A 21,294-nucleotide genomic window follows, 5' to 3' on the forward strand; every position below is an offset into this window, starting at 1 on the left:
GTGACTGTCGGTTTGGACTGACGCGCCGGACAGTCGGCCGGCGGTGCTTGGGGTCGAAACGAACCGTGAAACGGAGTGAGGATAGTAGTGGGCCTAGCAGAGGCCCGGTCGTCGTCGTCGGCTCGGCGTGCGAGCCGACTGCTCGTCGGACGGGGTCCGACGCTGTCGTCGCGGAGAGAAGCGGACGGACCGCTCGTCGGCGGCGGCGAACGCGTCTGCGACGAGAGTCCGCGTCATGTACTTGCGTCTACCGTAGGTCCCGTACTAATACTTTCCGTGTTCGAGAAGGCGTGTGCGACAGTCCCACGGGAACCCGTCTCGGGGCGTCAGTTCTCGCCGTCGGGCGACGGGACGGTCTCGTTGGTGGATGACGCGTTCCCGTCGGGCAGGTCGCCGGTCTCGACCTCGACGGTCGTGTCGACCGTCGCGTCCGTCGCCGTGCCGTTCGTCTCGGCCTCGACCGTCGCGTCGGCGTCTCCGGCCGTCCCGTTCTCGCTCGCGTTCTGTCCGCGAGCGCCGGGATTCGCGCGGTCCTCGGCCGGACCGACCCGCTCACCGGCGTCCCCACCGGCGATGCCGCGGGCGATTTCAGCCACTTCGGGGCCGGTCAGGGCCTCGCTCCGCTCGGCCAGCGCGCGGATGGCCGAGACGTCGACGCCGTTCGCTTCGAGCGTCTCGGCGGAGAGGCCGCTCGCCGTCTCGTTCGTCCGGGCCGCGAGCCGCTCGACCGTCCGGGTCTCGGCGTGGAGGCGAGCCATCCGGGCGCGGTACTCGCCCTCGCTCATCGACCCGTTCTCGCGGGCCTGTGCGAGCGCGGCCTTGCGCTGTTCGAGTTCGTCGAGGCGGGTCTGCAGGTCGTCGGTCTCCGCGCTGACGACGGCCGCCCGAGCGTTCTCAGAGTTGGCCTCGGCGACGCGGATGCCGTAGGCGCGGGCCTCGACCTCGCCGTCGAGTTCCGCGCCCTGCACGCCGACCGCGCCCGCGAACTGCGCGCCGGGGGCGACGGTCGCGTTCTCGTTCGCCTGTTCGTCGCTGGTCGTCGTCTCCTGTGCCATCGTGGCCGCTGGCACCGCGGCGAGTGCGCTCGCCACGAGCAACAGGGCCGCGAGTACCGGGGTCGCTCGTCTCATCGTACCCACTCGTTGGCCCCCTATCCACGTATAAACCCCACACGTTCAGCCCGGTTCGCCGCCGATTAATCCGAATTAAACCGCACGACTGCACCCGTATTGCGTCGACGAGCGACGTTAACCGTCGGAACGTTTATCACGGGGAATCGTCACCCCTCGTCGTCGCTTCCGCCCACGTCCGTCACGTCCCTGTCGGGGAGCGTCACGACGTTCTCGCGCCCGATGCGGAACGTCTCCAGTTCTTCCTCGTCCCGGAGGCCGCCGATGACCTGACTGGTCTTGGCGTCGGTCCAGTCCAGTCGACTCGCCACCTCCTGCTGTTTGATGCGCCCGCCGTTCTCGCGGAGGAGCTTCAGCACCTGTTCCTCGTTGCTGAGGAGTTCTTCGGGGGGCTCTGACGGCGTGTCCGCCGCCGGGCCGCTGTCCTCGGACCCGCCCGCGGTGTCGCTCCTCGAGGGCTGGCTCGCCCCGTCCTCGGCCGCTCCGGCCACCGCCTGCGCGGTGTCCTCGTCACCGCCGTCGCCGAACAGCCCCGAGCGGCGGCCCCAGTAGGCCGCGCCGGCGACGACGAGGACGGCCAGCACCATCCCACCGACGAAGGCGGTGCTGAGGCCGCCACCGTCACCGCCGCCCGACTGCGCGAGGACGACCCGTGGCTCGTCGGTGCCGAACTGCTGTTGGCCCCGCCACGTCGCCGACGTGTTCGAGCGCTCGTCCGGTTGCGGCGTGACCGTCTCGGCGCTGTACCCCGTCGGCCACGCTATCGTCAGCGACGTCTCGCCGTCGAGGAACAGGCCCGAGAGCGCGTCGCCGGCCTCGATGCGACCGCTCTCCGTCGCCGCGAAGTTCGTCCAGCGGAACCGGTAGGTGACGACGCCGTAGGCCTGTCCGAACGTCTCCTGTCTCGCCGTCACGGTGACGTTCTCGACGGCCATCTCCCGGCCGGTGGCGTTCTCGGCGGTGCGGGCGGTGCGGGCCATCCGGTCGCCGAACCGGTCCGTGTACGCCGACTCGTTGGCCCTGATGTCGGCCTGTAACTCCTCGAACGCCTGCGTGGCGTTGTCGTCGTCCAGCCGAATCCGGTAGGCGACGGCCCACGCGGCGTCCCCGTCTGCCTGTACGTCCGCGGTCATGACGACCACGTCGGGGTCGACGGACTGCTGGGAGAGGCCGCCGAAGGCCGCGCCCGCCGCAGTCGGCGTCAGCGCGGCCGTCACGAACAATGTGGCTACCAGTAGACAACCGATTCGTCGCATTCTGTCGGCAGTTTGCGTTCGTCGGCAATATGGTTTGTTGCCGAGCGGTGGCCACAATCGGTTTGGGCCGTGAGCGGCTATCGAGCGGCATGAACCGCGGGAAGATAGACGTCGACACCCTGCTGAAAGTACTGCTCGTCCTCGTCATCGTCTGGATAGGGCTGGAGGTAGTCGAGGGGGTGCTGGACATCCTCGGGTGGTTGCTCGGCCCCCTCCAACCGCTACTGGGCGTCGCGCTCGTCGCCCTCATCGTCCTCTACCTGACCGACCGCCTGTAGCGGCCGGACCGCGCCGCTTTTCTCGGCCGCACCACTCGTACTCACCGTGTACAGCCTGAACGTGTCGCTCCCGTCGCGGGTGACGTCGCTGGCGGGTCGCCTCGCCCGTGACCTCCCGCAGGCCCGGCCCCGCCCGCGCGGGGAACACACCCTCGTCGCCAAGCGGTTGGGGGGCGGCGACCACGCCGCCTACGCCCGCATCGAGGCGCGCGCCCGAGACGCTCTCCGCGGGACGGCCCCCTTCACCGTCCGAGTCGTCGGGGTCGAACAGTTCGAGACGGCCGTGACCGGCCCCTCCCCCGTCGTCTACCTCGCCGTCGAGAGCCCCGGTCTACGGGCGCTCCACGAGCGTCTCTGTGCCGAGTTCGACCCTGTCGAGGGGATGGAAGGCGACGCCTACGTCCCGCACGTCACCGTCGCGCGGGGCGGGGACCCGGCGGCGGCCGAGCGACTGGTCGACCGGGCGATAGACCCTATCGAGTGGACCGTCGATGACCTCGTCTTCCACGACGCCGACCGCGGACAGTGCGCCTCCCGGGTGTCCCTGCCGGCGTAAGGTCGTCCGCGAGTCAGGGCGGTACGTTTTTGCCGCCGCCTACCGTCCCGTTCGTGTATGGATTATCGGGAGGTCGACACCGCCTCGGAGTTCGTCTGCCGACTGGACCACGGCGCCGACTGGCGAGAACAGATAGAGTCGTTCGCCGACGACGAGGACGTCGACGCCGCCTTCTTCTACGGCCTCGGCGCGGTGCAGGACGCGGAAATCTGGTTCTACGACCAGGAGCGCACGGAGTACGACGCCGTCACCTTCGACGAACCGCTGGAGGTGGCCGCGTGCGTGGGCAACGTCTCGTGGCTGGATGGGGAGCGGTTCGCCCACACCCACGCCGTCCTCTCGCGCCCGGACGGCGAGGCCGTCGCCGGCCACCTGAACGCCGGCACCGTCTGGGCGGGGGAACTGTACGTCCGCGCGTTCGACACCCACCTCGAACGCGAACACGACGAACCGACGGACCTCGACCTCTGGGACCTCTGAGATGCGAGAGGCCGACGAACAGTACTTCGAGACACTCGAGACGGAACTCGAGACGGCGATGGACGTCGCAAAACGCGCCCGAGAGCGCGGCGGCGACCCCAAGCCCGAGGTGGAGATTCCGACCGCGCGGGACATGGCCGACCGGGTGGAGAACATCCTCGGCATCGAGGGCGTCGCCGAACGGGTCCGCGAGTTGGAGGGCCAGATGTCCCGCGAGGAGGCCGCCCTCGAACTCGTCGACGACTTCGTGGAGGGGACCGTCGGGGACTACGACACCCGCGAGGGGAAAGTCGAGGGGGCCGTCCGGACGGCCGTCGCCCTGCTGACCGAGGGCGTGGTCGCCGCCCCCATCGAGGGCATCGACCGCGTGGAACTCTTGGAGAACGACGACGGGACGGAGTTCATCAACGTCTACTACGCCGGCCCCATCCGCTCGGCGGGCGGGACCGCACAGGCCCTCTCCGTCCTCGTCGCCGACTACGCCCGCGCACTGCTGGGCATCGACCAGTACAAGGCCCGCGAGGAGGAAATCGGCCGCTACGCCGAGGAGATAGACCTCTACGACAAGGACACCGGCCTCCAGTACTCGCCGAAGGAGAAGGAGACGAAGTTCATCGCCGAGCACATGCCCATCATGCTGGACGGCGAGGCCACCGGCGACGAGGAGGTCTCGGGGTACCGGGACCTCGAACGGGTGGACTCGAACTCCGCCCGCGGCGGGATGTGTCTCGTCCTCGCGGAGGGCATCGCGCTGAAGGCCCCGAAGATTCAGCGCTACACCAGAAATCTGGACGAGGTCGACTGGCCGTGGTTGCAGGACCTCATCGACGGCACTATCGGGGAGAGCGAGGGGAGCGACGACGCCGACGACGCCACGGATGACGACGACGGCGGCGAGGGGGACGACGACGCCGAGGACGACGAGGAGAGCGATGAGCAGGCTGGCCCGCCGCGAGTCGAACCCGCGAAGAAGTACCTCCGGGACCTCATCGCCGGCCGACCGGTGTTCTCACACCCCTCGAAGTCCGGGGGCTTCCGCCTGCGATACGGCCGGGCGCGCAACCACGGGTTCGCGACGGCGGGCGTCCACCCCGCGACGATGCATCTGGTCGACGACTTCCTCGCCACCGGGACGCAGATAAAGACCGAACGGCCCGGGAAGGCGGCGGGCGTGGTCCCCGTCGACAGCATCGAGGGGCCGACGGTCCGCCTCGCCAACGGCGACGTCCGGCGCATCGACGACGCCGAGGAGGCGCTGGAAGTGCGCAACGGCGTCGAGAAGATACTCGACCTCGGCGAGTATCTGGTCAACTACGGCGAGTTCGTCGAGAACAACCACCCGCTGGCCCCGGCCTCCTACACCGTCGAGTGGTGGGAGCAGGACTTCGAGGCCGCGGGCGCGGACGTGCAGGCGATGCGTGACAGTCCGACCGTGGACCGCGCCGACCCCAGCGCCGAGGAGGCCTTGGAGTGGGCCACCGAGTACGACGCGCCGCTCCACCCGAAGTACACCTACCTCTGGCACGACGTGAGCGTCGAGCAGATGGGAGCGTTGGCCGACGCCATCGACGAGGGGCAGGTCGCGCACACGGACGGAGCAGTCGTCGAGGGACCGGGGAGTGCCGCCGACGGCGACCTCGTCCTCCCGCGGACCGACGGCGCACAGGCCGCCCTCGAACGGTTGCTGGTGGAACACGTCCAGGAGGAAGAGCGTCTGGTCGTCAGCGACTGGGTGCCACTGGTCCGCACGCTCGGGTTCACCCGGTCGCTCGAACGGGACTGGGCGCTCTCGGACCTCTCGGAGCGAGCGACGACCTACGGCGAGGGGGAGGCCGTCGACGCTATCGGCTACGAGGAGAGCGAGGACGACGGCGACGGTCAGAACGCCGTCCTCGCCGTCAACGAGGTGTCGCCCTTCGAGATACGGGAGCGCGCTCCCACCCGCATCGGCAACCGGATGGGCCGCCCCGAGAAGTCAGAGCGCCGGGACCTGTCGCCGGCGGTCCACACGCTCTTTCCCATCGGCGAGGCCGGCGGGTCCCAGCGCAGCGTCGCCGACGCGACCAAGCACGCCGACTCGATGAGCGAGACGCCGGGCCGCGTCGACGTGGAGGTGGCCCGGCGGCGCTGTCCCGACTGCGGCACGGAGACCCACGAGGCCCGCTGTCCGGAGTGTGACGCCGTCGCCGAGACGGTGTACGTCTGCCCGGACTGCGAGATGGAGGTCGAACCCGACGAGTCCGGCCGGGCGGAGTGTGACCGGTGTGAGGCGCTGGCCTCGCCGACCCAGTACGCGGAACTGGACCTCCGGGAGATATACCGGGACGCCCTCCAGAGCGTGGGCGAACGCGAGACGGCGTTCGACACGCTGAAAGCGGTCAAGGGACTCACCTCCGAGGAGAAACTGCCCGAGCCGATGGAGAAGGGCGTCCTGCGGGCGAAACACGACGTCTCGGCGTTCAAGGACGGCACCGTCCGCTACGACATGACCGACCTGCCGGTGACGGCCGTTCGACCCGCCGAACTCGACGTGGAACCCGACCGCCTGCGCCATCTCGGCTACGAGACGGACATCCACGGCGACCCGCTGACCCGCGCCGACCAACTGGTCGAACTGAAGGTACAGGACATCGTCCTCTCGGACGGCGCGGCCGAACACATGCTCAAGACCGCGGCGTTCGTCGACGACCTCTTGGAGCAGTACTACGACCTCGAACCGTACTACGAGTTCGACGACCGCGAGGATTTGGTGGGCGAACTCGTCTTCGGGATGGCCCCGCACACCTCCGCGGCGACTGTCGGGCGGGTCGTCGGGTTCACCTCGGCGGCCGTCGGCTACGCCCACCCGTACTTCCACGCCGCGAAACGGCGGAACTGCGACGGTGACGAGGACTGTGTGATGCTCCTGATGGACGGCCTGCTCAACTTCAGTAAGTCCTACCTGCCGGACAAGCGCGGCGGCCAGATGGACGCACCGCTGGTGATGTCCTCGCGCATCGACCCCAGCGAAATCGACGACGAGGCCCACAACATGGATATCATGGACCGCTACCCGCGGGAGTTCTACGAGGCCACCCGCGAACTCACCGACCCCGCGGAGGTCGAGGACGTCATGAAGATAGCCGAGGAGACGCTCGGCACCGACCGGGAGTACACCGACTTCCGGCACACCCACGACACGACGAACATCGCCGCCGGGCCGGACCTCTCGGCGTACAAGACGCTCGGGTCGATGGAGGACAAGATGGACGCCCAGTTGTCCATCTCGCGGAAACTCCGCGCCGTCGTGGAGTCCGACGTGGCCGAGCGCATCATCGAGTACCACTTCCTGCCGGACCTCATCGGCAACCTGCGGGCCTTCTCCAGACAGGAGGTGCGCTGTCTGGACTGCGGGGAGTCCTACCGGCGGATGCCCCTGAGCGGCGACTGCCGGGAGTGTGGCGGCCGCGTGAACCTCACCGTCCACGAGGGGTCGGTCAACAAGTACATCGACACGGCCATCCGCGTCGCCGACGAGTTCGGCGCCCGCGACTACACCAAACAGCGCCTGAAGATTCTCGAGCGCTCCATCGAGTCGGTGTTCGAGAACGACCACAACAAGCAGTCGGGCATCGCCGATTTCATGTGACCGCGCCTGAGTGGGCAGGCCGCTGACGGCCGTCACACGCGCGTCGTGCGGTCGTCCGATGGGTGCTTTTGCCGGTGGGGACCAACCCTACCGTGTGACCATCCGACACACCCACGCGACGCCCGAGAGGGGGGCGGACGTCGAGACCACCACGGCCGGGCGGACGCCCACCCGCATCGCCCAGTTCGAACTGGCCGTCCTGCAGTGTCGCATCGCCGCGCTGGAGACGGCGCTGCAGTGCGAGCGAGAGCGCCGGAAGGCGGTCGTCGAGCGGTACGAGCGACTGCTCGACGAGCGGTAGTCAGCGGACGGCGACGTCGGTGACCTCGAATCGAGCGCCGCCCGTCTCGCTCTCGGTGACCCGCATCGACCACCCGTGGGCCTCCGCTATCGTCTTGACGATGTAGAGGCCGTACCCGGTGCCGTCCTCGCTGTCCGTGTAGCCCATCTCGAACACCCTCTCGCGGTCCGCCGCCGGGATGCCGGGCCCGTCGTCGGCCACGTAGAACCCCTCGCCGTCGGGGAGCATCCCGACGGTGACGGTCACGCCGTCCGCACCCGCGGACCCCGCCGCGGCGTCGTCGCCCTGCGTCCGCGCGGTCGCGGTGCAGTGCTCGACGGCGTTCCGGAGCAGGTTCTCCAGCAGTTCGACCAGTCTGCTGTCGTCGGCCTCGACGGTGCCCAGCGACTCGGTTCGAACGGTCAGGCACCCGTCACCGACTGACTCCAGCGCGGTCTCGACCGCACCGCCCAACTCGACGGCCGTCGTCTCCCCGACGGTCTGGCCCTTCTTCGCGAGGGTCAGCAGTTCGTCGGTCAACTGGGCCATCCGGTCCAGCGCGTCGTCCACCTTCTCCAGGTACGCCACCTGCGGGTCGTCCTTCGCGATGTCGAGGTAGGCGTTGGCGACGCTGAGGGGGTTGCGCAGGTCGTGGCTCACGATGCTCGCGAACTCCTCCAACCGTTCGTTCTGCCGTTCGAGTTCGCGTTCGCGCTCGGCCCGGTCCAGCGCCGCCTCGACGTTGGCCGCGAGGATGTTCACGAGGTCCAGCGTGAACTCGTCGACGCTCCCCTCCCCCGTCGTGACGCCGAAGACGCCGTGGTCGCCCACCGGGATGAGAGCGGCCGCGGGTCGCTCGACGGCGTCCCAGTCGGCGACTGCGTCGGCCCCGTCGTCGACGACGAACAGGGGGTCGCCCCGCTCGTAGGCCCGGTCGTACCACTCGGCGTAGCGGTCGTAGACGCGGCGCTCGTCCCCGGGGTCGACCGGGCGGAGCGCTCCGTCGTCGGCGTCCACGAGGGCGACCTGCACCCGCGGGAGCGCCGGGATGTCCCGCGCGATGGCGACGGTCACCTCGCCGATTTCGGTCCGGTCGCCGGCCCGCACGAGGTCACGGCTGGCCTCGTGGACCGCCCGGACCATGTGCTCCTGTCGCTTCTCGTCGGTGACGTCGCGGGTGCTGCCGACGATGCCGATTGGGTCGCCGTCGGCGTCGTATCGGGGTGCCTTTGCGGTGTTGACCCACCTGCTCCGCCCCTCGGCGTCGACGTAGTGTTCGACCTTGTTCAGCATCGGTTCGCCGGCGTCCATGATGCGCTGTTCCTCCTCGTACAACTCGTCGGCAAGCGCGTGGGGCATGAGTTCGTAGTCGGTCAGTCCCACGAGTTCCGACCGGTCGAAGTCGTACTCGCTGGCCGTGACCGAACTGGCCTCGGCGAACCGCCCCACGTCGTCCTTGACGAACAGTTGGTGGGGGAACGAGTCCAACAGCGAGTCCAGCAGTTCGGGTTCGGACTGGAAGTGCGCCTCCCGCCCGGCGACCTGCTTGACGCGTCTGACGACGAGGTCCGAGCGTCCCGCGTCCATCGTCATTGCGGCGGCCCCCATCTCCTGTGTCCGGTGGGTGAACGCCCGCGTCGTCGTGGTCATCAACCCGACGTCGTGCCCGTAGACGGCCACCGGCAGGTCCGGACGGGCCTCGCGGAGGGCCTCCAACTGGTCGAACCCGTCCACCCGAGCGAGCGAGTCGGTCGCCGGGGCGTGCAACAGGACACAGCACGCCGCCGTCTCGGGGACCTCGGCGACGTCCTCGACGACCGTGACCGACACGCCGTCGGCGGCCCGGAGCGCCGCGACGACGCGGGCGAGTCGCCCGTCGGGGTCGACGCAGGTGACCGCGAAGGGAGCGGCGTCACTCATCGGCGACCTCCCGGCGTGCGTCTCATCGTCCCTCCAGCCCGGTTATCTCGAAGCGGATGTGTTCGCCCTCGGTCTCCGCGGCGGTCACGTCCCACCCGTACGCCTCCGCGATGGTCGAGACGATGTATCGACCGTACTGCGTCCAGTCGGCCGTATCGAGCGAGCGCGTCGGGGGGTCGCCGTCGTCCGCCGACCCGTCGGCGTGTTCGATGCAGACGCCGCCGCTCCCGAGGGCGCTCACGCGGACGGTCGGCGCGTCCCCCGACCGGTCCAGCAACACCCAGAAGAGGTTCTCGAACAGTTCCCGGAGGCGGTCACGGTCGGCGACGACGGTGCCGGGGTCGTCGAGGGTCAGCGTCGCCTCGTCGGTGTCGACCGCGCCCCACGCCGCGCCAGCGAGCGACGCGACCTCCACGGGGACGCGGTTCCCGACGATTTCGCCCTGTCGGGCCAGCGTCAGCAGTTCGTCCACGAGGCGGTCCATCTGGTTCAGCGCCGTGTAGATGCGCTCTACGTGTTCGGACTCCGCGTCCAGCATGTCCGTCGCACCGAGAGCGACCTGCAGGGGGTTGCGCAGGTCGTGACTGACCATCGTGGTGAACGCCTCCAGCCGCTGGTTCTGCGTCTCTAGCTCGCGTTCGTGCTCCCGCAGGGTGCGTTCACGCTCCGCCCTGTCGAGCGACGCCTCGACGGTGGCCGCGAGGACGTTCGCGAGGTCCAGCGTGAACTCGTCGAGGGGGTCGTCGGGGGCGAGGCCGAGGACGCCGTGGTCGCCGAGGGGAAACACGGCGACGTCGATGTCGCCGGGGTCGGCCCCGTCCGTCCTGCTCGTTCGACCGTCGGCGTCCGTCGTGACGTACTGTGGGTCGCCCGTCTCGAACGCGCGCCAGAACCACCGCTCGTGGCCGTCGAGCAGCGTCGGCCCCGGGTGTCCGTCGTCGGCCGGGGCGAGGTTGTCGTCGGCGTAGAGGACGACCTGTACCGACGGGAGCGCGGCGATGTCGTCGGCGATGGCCGTGGTCAGGCGACAGATGGCCGTCGTCGTCTCGGCGCGCATCAGGTCCCGACTCCACTCGTTGAGCGCCGCGACCAGTTGCTCGCGCCGGCGTAACTGGGTCACGTCGCGGGTCCCGCCGACGATGCCGGTCACCCGGCCGTCCTCGTCGTACCGGGGGACCTTCGTCGAGGAGACCCAGCGGTCCTCGCCGTCCTCGACGTAGTGTTCGACGACGTCGACCTGCGGGTCGTCCTGTTCGCGGATGCGCTGTTCCTGTTCGTACAGGGCGTCCGCGAGGTCCGGGTGGAACAGTTCGTAGTCCGTCAACCCGACGAGTTGGTCGCGGTCGTACCCCTGCGGGCGGGTCGTCTCGTGACTCCCGACGGCGATGCGGGAACTGTCGTCCTTGATGTAGACGTCCTCGGGGTAGTGCTGGAAGAAGTCCTCCAGCAACTGTTCGGGCGGGTCGAACGACGTCCCCTCGGCCGTCGCACAGCGAAATCGCTCGACGAGTAGCGACTCGCGTTCGGGCGGGACGTACACCGCGTCGGCGGCCCCCGCGTCGAGGGCGGCGACGGCGACGTCCGCGCCCGGGAACCCTACGGCGTACAGCACGACCGGGCAGTCGACGGCCCCCACCGCGGTCTCGACGCCCGCCACGCCGTCGTGTTCCGGCGTCGTCGTCTCGTCGTGAGCCACCACGACGAGGTCGAACCCGCCGGTGTCGGTGTCGGCGAGCGACGCGGGGCTATCGACGGACTCGACGGCGAACCCGTGGCCGACGAGGACGGTCCGGACCGCCTCGAGTCGGTCACCAGACTCTGCAAAGAGGAGACGCCGCGCTCGGTTGTCAGTTACTCCCATGCCACCACTCCGTTACTCGACTGTGACCAGCCCCCCAGATAACGGTTCCCCCCGGAGAATCACTCCCGAGAACGGGCGTTACTCGTCGCCGAGTGCGACGTACGTGGTCTCGATGATGCGGCCGTCCTCGGCCAGTCGGTCGAACACCTCGGCCGTCGGCGGTTCGTCGAGGTTGTACACCGACAGGGCCTCCCCGCCGATGGTCTCGCGGCCGTTGAACATCCCCGCGATGTTGATGTTCGCCTCGCCCAGCACGGTGCCGATGAAGCCGATGGTGCCGGGTTCGTCCTTGTTGCGCACCACGAGCATGTGGCCGTGCGGGACCGCCTCGATGCGGTGGTCGTCGATACGGACGATGCGGGACTCCTCGCCGCCGAACTGGGTCCCACAGACCGAGACGGATTCGGCCCCGTCGGAGACGGTGACGGTGATGAGGCTCTGGTAGTCCTCGGCGGAACTCGTCTTGGACTCGGTGACGTCGATACCGCGTTCCTCGGCGACCTGCGGGGCGTTGACGGCGTTGACCTGGATGTCCGAGGGCGCGAAGACCCCCTCGAGGGCGCTGGCGGTGACGTACTCGACGTCCTCGTCGGCGATGTCGCCCGCGTAGGTGACCTCCACCGTGCTCATGTGGCCGTCGAACAGTTGGACGGCGATGCGGCCGGCCGTGCTGGCCAGTTCGAGGTACGGTTCGACCTTGTCGAAGGTCGCCCGGTCGAGCGACGGTGCGTTCAGCGCGTTCGCGACGGGTTCGTTGTTGAACGCGGCGATAATCTGGTCGGCCGTCGAGGTGGCGACGTTCTCCTGTGCGGCCTCCGTCGACGCCCCGAGGTGGGGCGTGACGATGACGTCCTCGACGTCCAGCAGCGGCGAGTCCGCCGGGAGCGGTTCCTCGCCGAAGACGTCCAGCGCAGCGCCCTTGAGGACGCCGTCCTCGACGGCCTCCGCGAGGGCGGATTCGTCGACGATGCCGCCGCGGGCGCAGTTGACGACGTAGCCGCCCTCGAGCTGGGCGAGTTCCTCCTCGCCGATCATGTTCTCCGTCTCGGGGGTCAGCGGCGTGTGGATGGTGACGAAGTCCGCCTTCTCCAGGCACTCGTCGAGTTCGTCGACGAGTTCGGCCCCGAACTGCTTGGCGCGTTCCTCGCTGATGTAGGGGTCGAACGTGACGATGTCCATGCCGAGGCTGCCGAGTCGCTTGGCGACCTCCTGGCCGACGCGGCCGAAGCCGACGACGCCCAGCGTCTTGTTGTTGACCTCGGTGCCGAGGAAGGCGCCCTTCGCCCACTCGCCGCGCTTCAGGCGGTCGTGGGCCTGCGGGATGGAGCGCGCGGTGGCGAACGCCATGGCGACGCTGTGTTCGGCGGCGGCCCGGACGTTGCCCTCGGGGGCGTTGGCGACGATGACGCCGTGTTCGGTGGCGGCGTCGATGTCGATGTTGTCGACGCCGATGCCGGCCCGGCCGACGATGACGAGTTCGGACGCGGCCGAGAGCACTTCCTCGGTGACCTCGGTGCCGGACCGCACGATGAGTCCGTTCGCGTCGGACACCGCGTCGAGGAGCGCGTCGCCCTCGACGTCGTAGGCTGTCTCCACCTCGTGGCCCGCCTCGCGTAGCCGTTCGAGGCCGGCGTCGGCGATGGGGTCCGTGACGAGTACTTTCATATCGAGAGGAACCGAGTCAGCGTGTATAACATTTGTTTTCTCGTCCCGGAGACGAGGCGGCCGCCGGGCCACGAGCTTATAAACACCTGTAGCATCGAACACGTCCGTTCTTGTCGGGACGCCCTGACCGGTAGCCGACGCCTGTTACATGTATGTTGTAAAACCTCAACGTTTATTCAACCAGTCCCCCAACACCGGGCCATGACAGGCGACCGCACGGAGCTGAGCAGACGCCGACTCCTGCTCTCGGCGGCGATGGGTGGACTGGCGGGATGTCCGAGCGGTGGCCCCGCCGAGGGTCCGACGCCCGCGGAGACCCGCGAGACGACCGACGGCGGGACGCCCACCGACGACCCCCCGAGCGTCGCCGACGCCCCGCAGGCCGCCGTCCGCGGCCCACACGCGCCGGGGCCGCCGGTGTTCACGAGCGTCGGCGAGACGATTCGCGCGCCGGAGTTCGCCGGCACCGAGAGCAACCTCGCGCCGCGGAACCCCGACCGCGAGGGTTCCTACGCGTGGTCGGTCGCCGACGCGCCCGAAGGGAGCGAGGCGACGGTCGGCGACGGGGCCGCCGTCGAGTTCGAACCCGACGAACCGGGCGCCTACACGCTGGAGTTGGACGCGCCCGACGGCACCCATCCGCTCACGGTGCGGGCGTTTCCCCGGCGGACCGCCGGCGAACCGCGACCGACGCTCACGCTTTCCGGGGACGCCGACGGCGACGAGGTGGTTCTCCGGGCGGACGCCCGCGGACCCGCGGGGACCGACGAGACCGACGCGGACCTCGCCGTCGAGTTTCTGGCCGACGACAGGGACCGAGACGCGTTCTCGGGGTCGCTCTCCGTCGAGGGGCGCGAGGCCCGCCTCCCGGTGTCGGCGCTCTCGGGACCGGTCCGCGTTCACGCGGCCGCCGCGGGACAGACCGGCCGGAGCGTCGCCGACACCGTCCTGATAGACCCGGACGGGACGGTGAGTCATCCGACCGAACCGCCGGCGTGGGCCGAGGACGCCGTCGTCTACGAGATATTCGTCCGGCGGTTCGGTGCCGACGTCGACTTCCAGTTCCTCGAATCGAAGGTCGACTACCTCGAGTCGATGGGTGCCGACGCGGTGTGGCTGACGCCGATACTCGACGCCCACAGCCACCGCGACGAGACCCAACCCGGTGGCCCCCACGGCTACGACGTCGTCGACTACTTCGAGACGGCCGACGCGCTGGGGTCCCGCGAGTCCTTCGAGTCGTTCGTCGACGCGTGCCACGAGCGAGACGTCAAGGTGATATTCGACCTCGTGGTGAACCACACCGCCCGCGAACACCCCTACTTCCAGTCCGCGGCGGCCGGAGAAGACGCTCCCTTCCGGAAGTGGTACCGCTGGGAGGGCGACGAGGCCCAGTACTACTTCGGGTGGCGGGGCATCCCCATCCTCGACTTCGACGAACCGGCCGTCCGGTCGTGGGTGCTGGCCGTCGCCGAGGAGTGGGCCGAGGTGGTCGACGGCTTCCGCTGTGACGTGGCGTGGGGGGTTCCACACAGCTTCTGGAAGGAGTTCCGCGACCGCATCAAATCGGCGCACCCCGACTTTCTCCTGCTTGGCGAGTGCGTCCCGTGGCAGGACGACTACGCCGACTTCGCCGAGGACGAGTTCGGTCTCCACTACGGCGAGGGCCTGTTCGAGACGCTCGGAGCGATAGGGGCCGGCGAGGAACCGGCCGCCGCTCTTCACGACGTGCGGGAGTGGCGCCGCGACGCCGGCTACCCCGACCACGTCGCCCTCCTGAACTACGTCGAGAACCACGACACGGACCGCTACCTCGCCGGCGCGAGTCGAGGGGCGCAGATGGCCGCCGGCGCCGCGACGTTCACCCTCCCCGGCGCGCCGATGCTGTACTACGGACAGGAGACCGGACTGACCGAGCCACGGGGGACGATGAACTGGGACCGTGCCGACGAGGACCTGCGGGCGTTCTATCGGAATCTGGCCGCCGTGCGCCACGACGAACCGGCGCTCCGGTCGGACGCCGACGTGGTGCCCCTCTCCGTCGCGCCCGGGAACGACCGGGTGACCGGGTACGCCCGCGAGGCCGACGGGCGACGGGTCCACGTCCTCCTGAACTTCGGCGAGGACCCCGTCTCGGTCGAGCAACACCCCGCCGTCTCCCGGACCGACCGCGTCGCCGGCGCGGACGTGGGGAGCGACGACGGAGCCGTCACCGTCGATTCCGCCGTCGTCCTGCGGGCCGACGCGCTCTCCGGCCGGGGGGCACCGCTGGCGACGTTCGGCGACCCGGCGGGCGACGCCACCGCGGCCGAGACCGTTCCCGACGCGGCGCTGGACCTCCGGTCGCTCGACGTCTACGAGGGCGACGACGCCCACCAGTTCGTCTGGTCGTTCGCCGACCTGCCGGAGGGTGGGGCCGACCAGCACCTCCAGTTGTACCTCCGTGACCCCGACGCCGACGGCGAGACGACTGACACCGGACGGGGCATCGACGCGTCGCTGGCCGAACCCGCACAGCACCGCGTCGTCCGCACGCCCGACGCGGCCGTCCTGGAGACGGCCGAGGGCGACCGAATCGCCACCCTCGACGCCCGCGTCGTCGGCAGTGAGATACGGGTCGACGTGCCGACGGCGTACCTCCCGGACGACCCGCAAACCCTCCGCGTGACCGCGCTCGTGGCCGGCTACGACCCCGACGCACCCGGCGAAGTGGCCCGAGTCGGAGGGTCCAACGTCGCGGACCTGCTCGTCGGCCCCCTGACCGACGAGGAGACGGTGCGCTCGGGCGCGGGTGCGACCCTCCCTCTCGTCTCGCTCTCGACCGGCGTCGGGAACCGCCTGCTCGGTGCGGACCTCGCGGCCGCGTGGGAGGACCCGACCGGCGACGACCACGGACCGGGCACCTACACCTACCCCGACTCCTCGCGGTGGCCCGACGGGGCGCTCGACCTCACCCGGTTCGCCGTCTTCGAGGGCGAGGAGCGCTACCGCCTCCAGTTCGCGTTCCGCGGCCCCGTGGAGACGGACGGCCCCGGCAGTCGACCCCAGCACCTCCAGTTGTACCTCCGTGACCCCGACGCCGACGGCGGGACGACGGCGGCCCGCGAGGGGGTCGACGCGACCCTCGCCGCACCCTACCACAGGCGGGTCGTCGCCAGCGAGACGACGACGGCCGTCGAGCGACCCGACGGGTCGGTCGTCACCGACGACGTGTCCGTCGAGACCGTCGACGGTCTCCGGGGGCTCTGGCTGTCGGTGCCGAAAAGCGCGGTCGGCGACCTCGAAGCGACGGCGCTGGTCCCGCTGGTGCTGGGGAACTCGTTGACCGGCGACGGCGGCGTGGCCCGTATCGAGCGCGAACGCGACGTCCGGGACTTCGGCGGCCGCGAGTCCGCGTCCCAGTCCAACGTCGTCGACGTGCTGACGCCCGAGGGCGTCACGCAGGCGGAGGCGCTGGCCGCCGACGGCGAACCGGCGGCGATACCCCTCCTCGACTTCGAGAGCGGGACCTGAGAGCGGTCAGGGGAGCGTCGCGTCCGTCTCGGCGACCAGCCTCTGTGCGCGGTCCTCGAACGCCGCGGCCACGTCCCGGTCGGCGTCCGCTCGCAGGTCGTAGCCGAGGTCCGGTACCTCGCCGTCGACGATTTCCGGGAGGAGCGTCTCCATCTCGTACCGGCGGAGCCGCACGTCCGACTCGTGGACCACGTCCCACTCGGTCGTCGAGGGAGCGGGGAGCGAGAAGGCCTCCCACACGGCGTCGAGGATGCCCGCTTCCAGTTCCCGGTAGCCGCCGAGGTGCTGTTTCACCGGCGAGACGAGGTCCGAGACGTACGCTTCGGGGGCGTCGTGGAGCAGGCCGTACAGCTGGACGCGCGGGCTCGCATCCCGCTCGCGGAGGTCACGGCTCACGTACAGCGAGTGGAGACCGACGCTGTAGAACTCCCGCGTCTGGCCGGAACACCGGCAGATGTGCGAGAGGCCGTGCGCGACGTCCGAGAGCGAGACGTCCCCCGGCCTCGGGTCGAACGGTCTGAACTCCCGGCCGCTGACCGTGTTCATCACGGCCGACTGCGGCTCGAATCCTTGGTCTGTGGTCATGGCGTCTCTCTCGCGTGGGAGAGTGGTTAAAATTTGTGGACCATCGTGCAGTAGTGTGCAAAGTATATTGCACACAGGCCGGTGCCGAGCGACGATGGGGAACCGATTTGAGGGGCGGCCCCCACCGTCCGGGAGTGAGCGAGACGGTCCACCTCATCCCGGTCGGCATCGACGTCGAGCGACTGTTTTTGCCCATCACGCAGGGCGACCTCACGGCCGACTCGGTGGTGCTGTACCGCGCCCGCCGGCACAGCGACGACCGGGAGGTCGCCGACCTCGCAGAGCGGATGTTCCACCGGTTGGAGTACACGTTCGAGCGAGTGCTCGGCGCCGACGTGGAGACGGCGTTCATCGAGAGCGTCCACGACTACGAGAACGCCTACAAGACGGCCTACCGGGCGGTCCGGGAGCGAGTCCCCGACGACGAGGTGTGGATAAACATCTCCTCGATGCCCCGCACCGTCTCCTTCGCCTTCGCGACGGCGGCCAACACCATCGTCAACGAACGCCCCGAGTTCCGGGACCGCGTCCACGTCTACTACGTTCCGCCGGAGGCGTACCTGACGACGAGCATGCTCCGGGAACTGGAGTCGGAACTGTCCTTCCTCCGGGAGGCGGGCGGCGACGTCGAGGCGCGCGCGGCCGACATCGAGGCCCTACTGGAGACGGTCAGGGAGCGCGGCATCACGACCGGCGCGCGCGCGATAGACGGCCAGCGGTACGTGGAACTGCCGCCGGCACCGCTGGCGGAACTCCGGGCGTTCGAGCGAGAACTGCTCGGCGTCCTCGGCGAGACGGGCGCGACACGGTCGACGTCGGCGCTGGCCCGCGAACTGGCCGACCGACGCGGCGAGACGGCCGACGAGTCCCTCCGGAGCAAGGTGCAGTACAACGTCCGGCAGTTAGAGGAGAAGGGGTTCCTCCGGCGCGACGACGTCGGCGGGAGCTACGAGACGCGCCTGTCGAAAATGGGGAGACTCTGGGTCGAGACGCACTGACCCGGTCCGCGCGTTACCGCCATTCGGGCAGCGAGGCGGCGTCTACCAGCGGGAGTGTCATGTACGCCTCGTCGGTCGAGACGTCCGCGATGATGAACGTTTCAGTCGTACCTTCCTCGACGGAAGCCATAACCTCCGCTTCCTCAGCAACCTCCGCTGGGGCAACCGTGTCCGGCTCCATGCATGACAATATGTAACACCCACATATAAACGTAGCGGAATCCCCGGACGGAATGGCTGTCAATGTCAGCCACCTGTCTGACAACATCTAGCAACGCTAGGCGCGTTTATACACGTCCGCACCGGGATTACATCGCCGCCGTCTATCGGTTTCGTCACGCGTCGTGTCGTTCGGTCGCCAGTACGCCCGTCCTACCCACGACGTCGGGTAACGGATGTGAACGTACCGGCGCGCGAGGACGTTGTAGGGTCCGAGGGGAGTCGAGAGTTCCCACGACGGGAGCGACGCCGCCTCCCCGCGACCCTCGGCGGCGGCGGGGTGGCGGCCAGCGGAAAACGGTGGATGTTAAGGACTTAGTAGATGCGGAGAGGAACATTTGGCAGTATGAACGTCGCAGACGCTATGACGCCGCGCTCGGAGGTCGTCACGGTCGAGATTCCGGGCACCCGTGACGACGTGCTGGAGTACCTCCAGGAGCGGGCGTTCTCGTCCGTCCCCGTCATCAAAGAGACCGACGACGGCGAGGAGTTCCGCGGACTCATCTCCCGGGACGCCCTCATCGACCAACCCGACGAGGACCAACTCGCCCTCCTCGTCGAGGAAGTACCGACAATCACCGCCGACGCCACTATCGAGGCGGCCGCCCACCAGATGGTCGAAGAAGGGGAGCGCCGCCTCCCCGTCGTGGACGGGCACCTCGAAGGTATCCTCACCGTCACCGACGTCGTCCACGCCATCGCGAACGGCGACGTCGACGGCGACACCGAGGTCGGCGGCCTCGCCCGTAGCGACATCAACTGTATCTACGTCGAGACGCCCCTGACAGTCGCCGAACGCGAACTCTCACACGCGGAGGTCCCCTACGGCGTCGTGTTGGACGACCACGGCGACATGACCGGGATGCTCACCGAAGTCGACATCATCGAGGTGGCCCGCGTCGTCGAGGGCGAGGACGACACGGGCGAGTCCATCGCCAACGAGGACGACGAGTGGGCCTGGGAGGGCATCAAGGCCGTCGGCGGGCGCTACATGCCGACTCGGAACGTCGAGATTCCCGCCGAACCGGTCCGCGAGTTCATGACGGACGACGTCGTGACCGTGAGCAAGCGGTTCGAGGCCCGCGAGGCGGCGCAGTTGATGATAGAACACGACATCGAGCAGATTCCGCTCGTCGCGGGCGACGAACTCGCCGGCATCGTCCGCGACGTGGACCTCCTGGAGGGCCTATGAGCGAGGGCGAGCGACTGACGGAACTCGCCAAGCGCCGCGGGTTCTACTTCCCGGCGGCGGGTGCCTACGGCGGTGCCTCCGGGTTCTGGACGTACGGCCCGCAGGGCGCGGCGCTGAAGTCGAACGTCGAGGACGCGTGGCGCGACCGCTTCGTCTTACAGGAGGGTCATCAGGAGATTTCGGCCCCGGACGTGATGCCCGAACCCGTCTTCGAGGCGTCGGGCCATCTGGACGGCTTCGACGACATGATAATCGAGTGCGCCGAGTGCGGCGCGACCCACCGGGCCGACCACGTCGTCGAGGACAACACCGACATCGAGGAGGCCGAGTCCCTGCCCAACGAGGAGGTCATGGACATCATCGCCGAACACGACATCGAGTGCCCCTCCTGTGGCGCCTCGCTGGCGGGCGAACCGGTCGACAACTTCAACCTGATGTTCCGGACGAACATCGGGCCGGGCACCTCCTCGCCGGGCTACCTCCGCCCGGAGACGGCACAGGGCATCTTCGTGGAGTTCCCGCAACTGTCGGAGTACGCCCGCAACCAACTCCCCTTCGGCGTCGCCCAAATCGGCAAGGCCTACCGCAACGAGATTTCCCCGCGGAAGTCGCTGGTGCGCGTCCGCGAGTTCACGCAGGCCGAACTCGAACACTTCGTCGACCCCGAGGAGGACGACCCGCCGCTCTCGGAGGTCGAGGACGTCACCCTCCCGCTCTACTCGGGCGAGAGCCAACAGGCCGAGGACGGCGGCGTCGAAGCGATGACCGTCGGCGACGCCGTCGCCGAGAACGTCGTCACGAGCGACTGGGTGGCGTACTATCTGGGCGTCGCCAAGGGCTGGTACGAACGCATCGGCGTCGACATGGACCGGTTCCGGTTCCGCCAGCACCTCCCGGGCGAACTCGCCCACTACGCCTCGGACTGCTGGGACGCGGAGGCCGAGATAGACGGCGACTGGATAGAGATTACCGGCTTCGCCTACCGGGGCGACTACGACCTCTCGAAGCACGCCGACCACTCTGGGGAGGACTACACCGTCTTCAAGCAGTACGACGAACCCGTCACGGTCGAGCGACCGACCGTCGACCCGGACATGAGCTACCTCGGTCCCGAGTTCGGCGGCGACGCACAGGCGGTGGCCGACGCGCTCGAAGCGCTGGCCGAGCGCAACCCCGACGCCTTCGACGGCGACGAGGTGACCGTCGAGATAGACGGCGACTCGTTCACCGTCCCCGTCGCGGAGGCGAACTTCAGCGTCGAGGAGGTCACCGAGAACGGCGAACACGTCCGGCCCCACGTCGTCGAACCCTCCTTCGGCGTCGGCCGACTCATCTACACGGTGTTGGCCCACGCCTACACCGAGGACGAGGTGGACGGCGAGGCCCGGACGTACCTCGACCTCCCGGCCGAACAGGCCCCGACTACCGTCGGCGTCTTCCCGCTGATGGACAAGGACGGGATGGACGACTACGCCCACGAGATAGCCGGAGCGCTCCGGGCCGCCGGCCACTCGGTCACCTACGACGACTCCGGCGCTATCGGTCGTCGGTACCGCCGACAGGACGAAATCGGCACCCCCTACTGCGTGACCGTCGACTACGAGTCCCTAGAGGAGGACACCGTCACGCTCCGCGAGCGTGACAGCACCGACCAGAAGCGGGTCTCCATCGACGGACTCGCGGAGACCCTCGACGCCCTCGTCGAGGGCGAGACGACCTTCGACGCCCTGTAA

At 69.1% G+C, this 21,294-nt stretch carries 16 protein-coding genes; 9 read left to right on the forward strand and 7 right to left on the reverse strand.

Annotated elements, in window-relative coordinates; all coding sequences use genetic code 11:
* Window positions 1-326: 326 nt before the first annotated feature.
* Both Hhyl6_RS08725 and Hhyl6_RS08730 read right to left on the reverse strand, forming a co-directional pair.
* Window positions 327-1,130 (reverse strand): DUF7096 domain-containing protein, encoded by an 804-nt coding sequence (locus Hhyl6_RS08725; protein ID WP_483738821.1) that lies wholly within the window; start codon window positions 1,128-1,130, stop codon window positions 327-329.
* Window positions 1,131-1,279: 149 nt separating this feature from the next.
* Window positions 1,280-2,386, reverse strand: a complete 1,107-nt coding sequence (locus tag Hhyl6_RS08730; RefSeq protein WP_483738822.1) for a DUF7345 domain-containing protein — start codon at window positions 2,384-2,386, stop codon at window positions 1,280-1,282.
* Between the two features lie 89 nt (window positions 2,387-2,475).
* On the opposite strand from Hhyl6_RS08730, the gene Hhyl6_RS08735 reads away from it, so the two are divergent.
* From Hhyl6_RS08735 to Hhyl6_RS08755, 5 genes are all read left to right on the forward strand, one after another.
* Window positions 2,476-2,664, forward strand: a complete 189-nt coding sequence (locus tag Hhyl6_RS08735) for a DUF7554 family protein (protein WP_483739689.1) — start codon at window positions 2,476-2,478, stop codon at window positions 2,662-2,664.
* A gap of 46 nt (window positions 2,665-2,710) precedes the next feature.
* Window positions 2,711-3,220, forward strand: a complete 510-nt coding sequence (locus Hhyl6_RS08740; protein WP_483738823.1) for a 2'-5' RNA ligase family protein — start codon at window positions 2,711-2,713, stop codon at window positions 3,218-3,220.
* 57 nt (window positions 3,221-3,277) lie between these two features.
* Entirely contained in the window at window positions 3,278-3,700 is a 423-nt protein-coding gene (locus tag Hhyl6_RS08745) for a PPC domain-containing DNA-binding protein (RefSeq protein ID WP_483738824.1), read from the forward strand.
* Window position 3,701: 1 nt separating this feature from the next.
* The gene (locus Hhyl6_RS08750) at window positions 3,702-7,328 is read left to right on the forward strand and encodes a DNA polymerase II large subunit (RefSeq protein ID WP_483738825.1); all 3,627 of its coding nucleotides are present in this window, start codon (window positions 3,702-3,704) and stop codon (window positions 7,326-7,328) included.
* A 94-nt stretch (window positions 7,329-7,422) separates the two neighbouring features.
* Window positions 7,423-7,629, forward strand: coding sequence for a hypothetical protein (locus Hhyl6_RS08755; protein WP_483738826.1), 207 nt, complete (start codon window positions 7,423-7,425; stop codon window positions 7,627-7,629).
* Here Hhyl6_RS08755 and Hhyl6_RS08760 read toward each other — a convergent pair whose 3' ends face one another.
* The 3 genes from Hhyl6_RS08760 to serA all read right to left on the reverse strand — a co-directional run bounded on the left by Hhyl6_RS08760 (window position 7,630) and on the right by serA (window position 13,054).
* A complete protein-coding gene (locus tag Hhyl6_RS08760) occupies window positions 7,630-9,528 on the reverse strand; it encodes a PAS domain-containing sensor histidine kinase (protein WP_483738827.1) in 1,899 nt (632 codons plus the stop codon).
* A 22-nt stretch (window positions 9,529-9,550) separates the two neighbouring features.
* Window positions 9,551-11,389, reverse strand: a complete 1,839-nt coding sequence (locus Hhyl6_RS08765) for a sensor histidine kinase (protein WP_483738828.1) — start codon at window positions 11,387-11,389, stop codon at window positions 9,551-9,553.
* A 78-nt stretch (window positions 11,390-11,467) separates the two neighbouring features.
* On the reverse strand, window positions 11,468-13,054 hold the full coding sequence (gene serA / locus Hhyl6_RS08770; RefSeq protein WP_483738829.1) for a phosphoglycerate dehydrogenase: 1,587 nt from the start codon (window positions 13,052-13,054) through the stop codon (window positions 11,468-11,470).
* Between the two features lie 201 nt (window positions 13,055-13,255).
* Here serA and Hhyl6_RS08775 point away from each other — a divergent pair, with 201 nt between their 5' ends.
* Window positions 13,256-16,567 (forward strand): alpha-amylase family glycosyl hydrolase, encoded by a 3,312-nt coding sequence (locus Hhyl6_RS08775; RefSeq protein WP_483738830.1) that lies wholly within the window; start codon window positions 13,256-13,258, stop codon window positions 16,565-16,567.
* 6 nt (window positions 16,568-16,573) lie between these two features.
* On the opposite strand, the gene Hhyl6_RS08780 is transcribed toward Hhyl6_RS08775, so the two are convergent.
* On the reverse strand, window positions 16,574-17,152 hold the full coding sequence (locus Hhyl6_RS08780) for a hypothetical protein (protein WP_483738831.1): 579 nt from the start codon (window positions 17,150-17,152) through the stop codon (window positions 16,574-16,576).
* Between the two features lie 134 nt (window positions 17,153-17,286).
* Here Hhyl6_RS08780 and Hhyl6_RS08785 point away from each other — a divergent pair, with 134 nt between their 5' ends.
* Window positions 17,287-18,150: an HFX_2341 family transcriptional regulator domain-containing protein gene (locus tag Hhyl6_RS08785; protein WP_483738832.1), complete on the forward strand. Its 864-nt coding sequence runs from the start codon at window positions 17,287-17,289 to the stop codon at window positions 18,148-18,150.
* Window positions 18,151-18,163: 13 nt separating this feature from the next.
* On the opposite strand, the gene Hhyl6_RS08790 is transcribed toward Hhyl6_RS08785, so the two are convergent.
* Complete coding sequence (locus tag Hhyl6_RS08790) at window positions 18,164-18,331, reverse strand: DUF7556 family protein (protein ID WP_483738833.1); 168 nt, start codon at window positions 18,329-18,331, stop codon at window positions 18,164-18,166.
* Window positions 18,332-18,715: 384 nt separating this feature from the next.
* Here Hhyl6_RS08790 and Hhyl6_RS08795 point away from each other — a divergent pair, with 384 nt between their 5' ends.
* On the forward strand, window positions 18,716-19,561 hold the full coding sequence (locus Hhyl6_RS08795; protein WP_483738834.1) for a CBS domain-containing protein: 846 nt from the start codon (window positions 18,716-18,718) through the stop codon (window positions 19,559-19,561).
* The gene (gene glyS, locus Hhyl6_RS08800; RefSeq protein ID WP_483738835.1) at window positions 19,558-21,294 is read left to right on the forward strand and encodes a glycine--tRNA ligase; all 1,737 of its coding nucleotides are present in this window, start codon (window positions 19,558-19,560) and stop codon (window positions 21,292-21,294) included. The genes Hhyl6_RS08795 and glyS overlap by 4 nt, the downstream gene beginning before the upstream one ends.

It is taken from the genome of Haloarcula sp. H-hyl6, from assembly GCF_056934455.1.

What these genes read in the sequence shown, in the direction of transcription:
- Hhyl6_RS08765 (WP_483738828.1), bottom strand. Translation starts at nt 11,389, where the DNA reads ATGGGAGTAACTGACAACCGAGCGCGGCGTCTCCTCTTTGCAGAGTCT.
- Hhyl6_RS08775 (WP_483738830.1), top strand. Translation starts at nt 13,256, where the DNA reads ATGACAGGCGACCGCACGGAGCTGAGCAGACGCCGACTCCTGCTCTCG.
- Hhyl6_RS08725 (WP_483738821.1), bottom strand. Translation starts at nt 1,130, where the DNA reads ATGAGACGAGCGACCCCGGTACTCGCGGCCCTGTTGCTCGTGGCGAGC.
- serA (WP_483738829.1), bottom strand. Translation starts at nt 13,054, where the DNA reads ATGAAAGTACTCGTCACGGACCCCATCGCCGACGCCGGCCTCGAACGG.
- Hhyl6_RS08745 (WP_483738824.1), top strand. Translation starts at nt 3,278, where the DNA reads ATGGATTATCGGGAGGTCGACACCGCCTCGGAGTTCGTCTGCCGACTG.
- Hhyl6_RS08730 (WP_483738822.1), bottom strand. Translation starts at nt 2,386, where the DNA reads ATGCGACGAATCGGTTGTCTACTGGTAGCCACATTGTTCGTGACGGCC.
- Hhyl6_RS08790 (WP_483738833.1), bottom strand. Translation starts at nt 18,331, where the DNA reads ATGGAGCCGGACACGGTTGCCCCAGCGGAGGTTGCTGAGGAAGCGGAG.
- Hhyl6_RS08780 (WP_483738831.1), bottom strand. Translation starts at nt 17,152, where the DNA reads ATGACCACAGACCAAGGATTCGAGCCGCAGTCGGCCGTGATGAACACG.
- Hhyl6_RS08750 (WP_483738825.1), top strand. Translation starts at nt 3,702, where the DNA reads ATGCGAGAGGCCGACGAACAGTACTTCGAGACACTCGAGACGGAACTC.
- glyS (WP_483738835.1), top strand. Translation starts at nt 19,558, where the DNA reads ATGAGCGAGGGCGAGCGACTGACGGAACTCGCCAAGCGCCGCGGGTTC.
- Hhyl6_RS08795 (WP_483738834.1), top strand. Translation starts at nt 18,716, where the DNA reads ATGAACGTCGCAGACGCTATGACGCCGCGCTCGGAGGTCGTCACGGTC.
- Hhyl6_RS08735 (WP_483739689.1), top strand. Translation starts at nt 2,476, where the DNA reads ATGAACCGCGGGAAGATAGACGTCGACACCCTGCTGAAAGTACTGCTC.
- Hhyl6_RS08760 (WP_483738827.1), bottom strand. Translation starts at nt 9,528, where the DNA reads ATGAGTGACGCCGCTCCCTTCGCGGTCACCTGCGTCGACCCCGACGGG.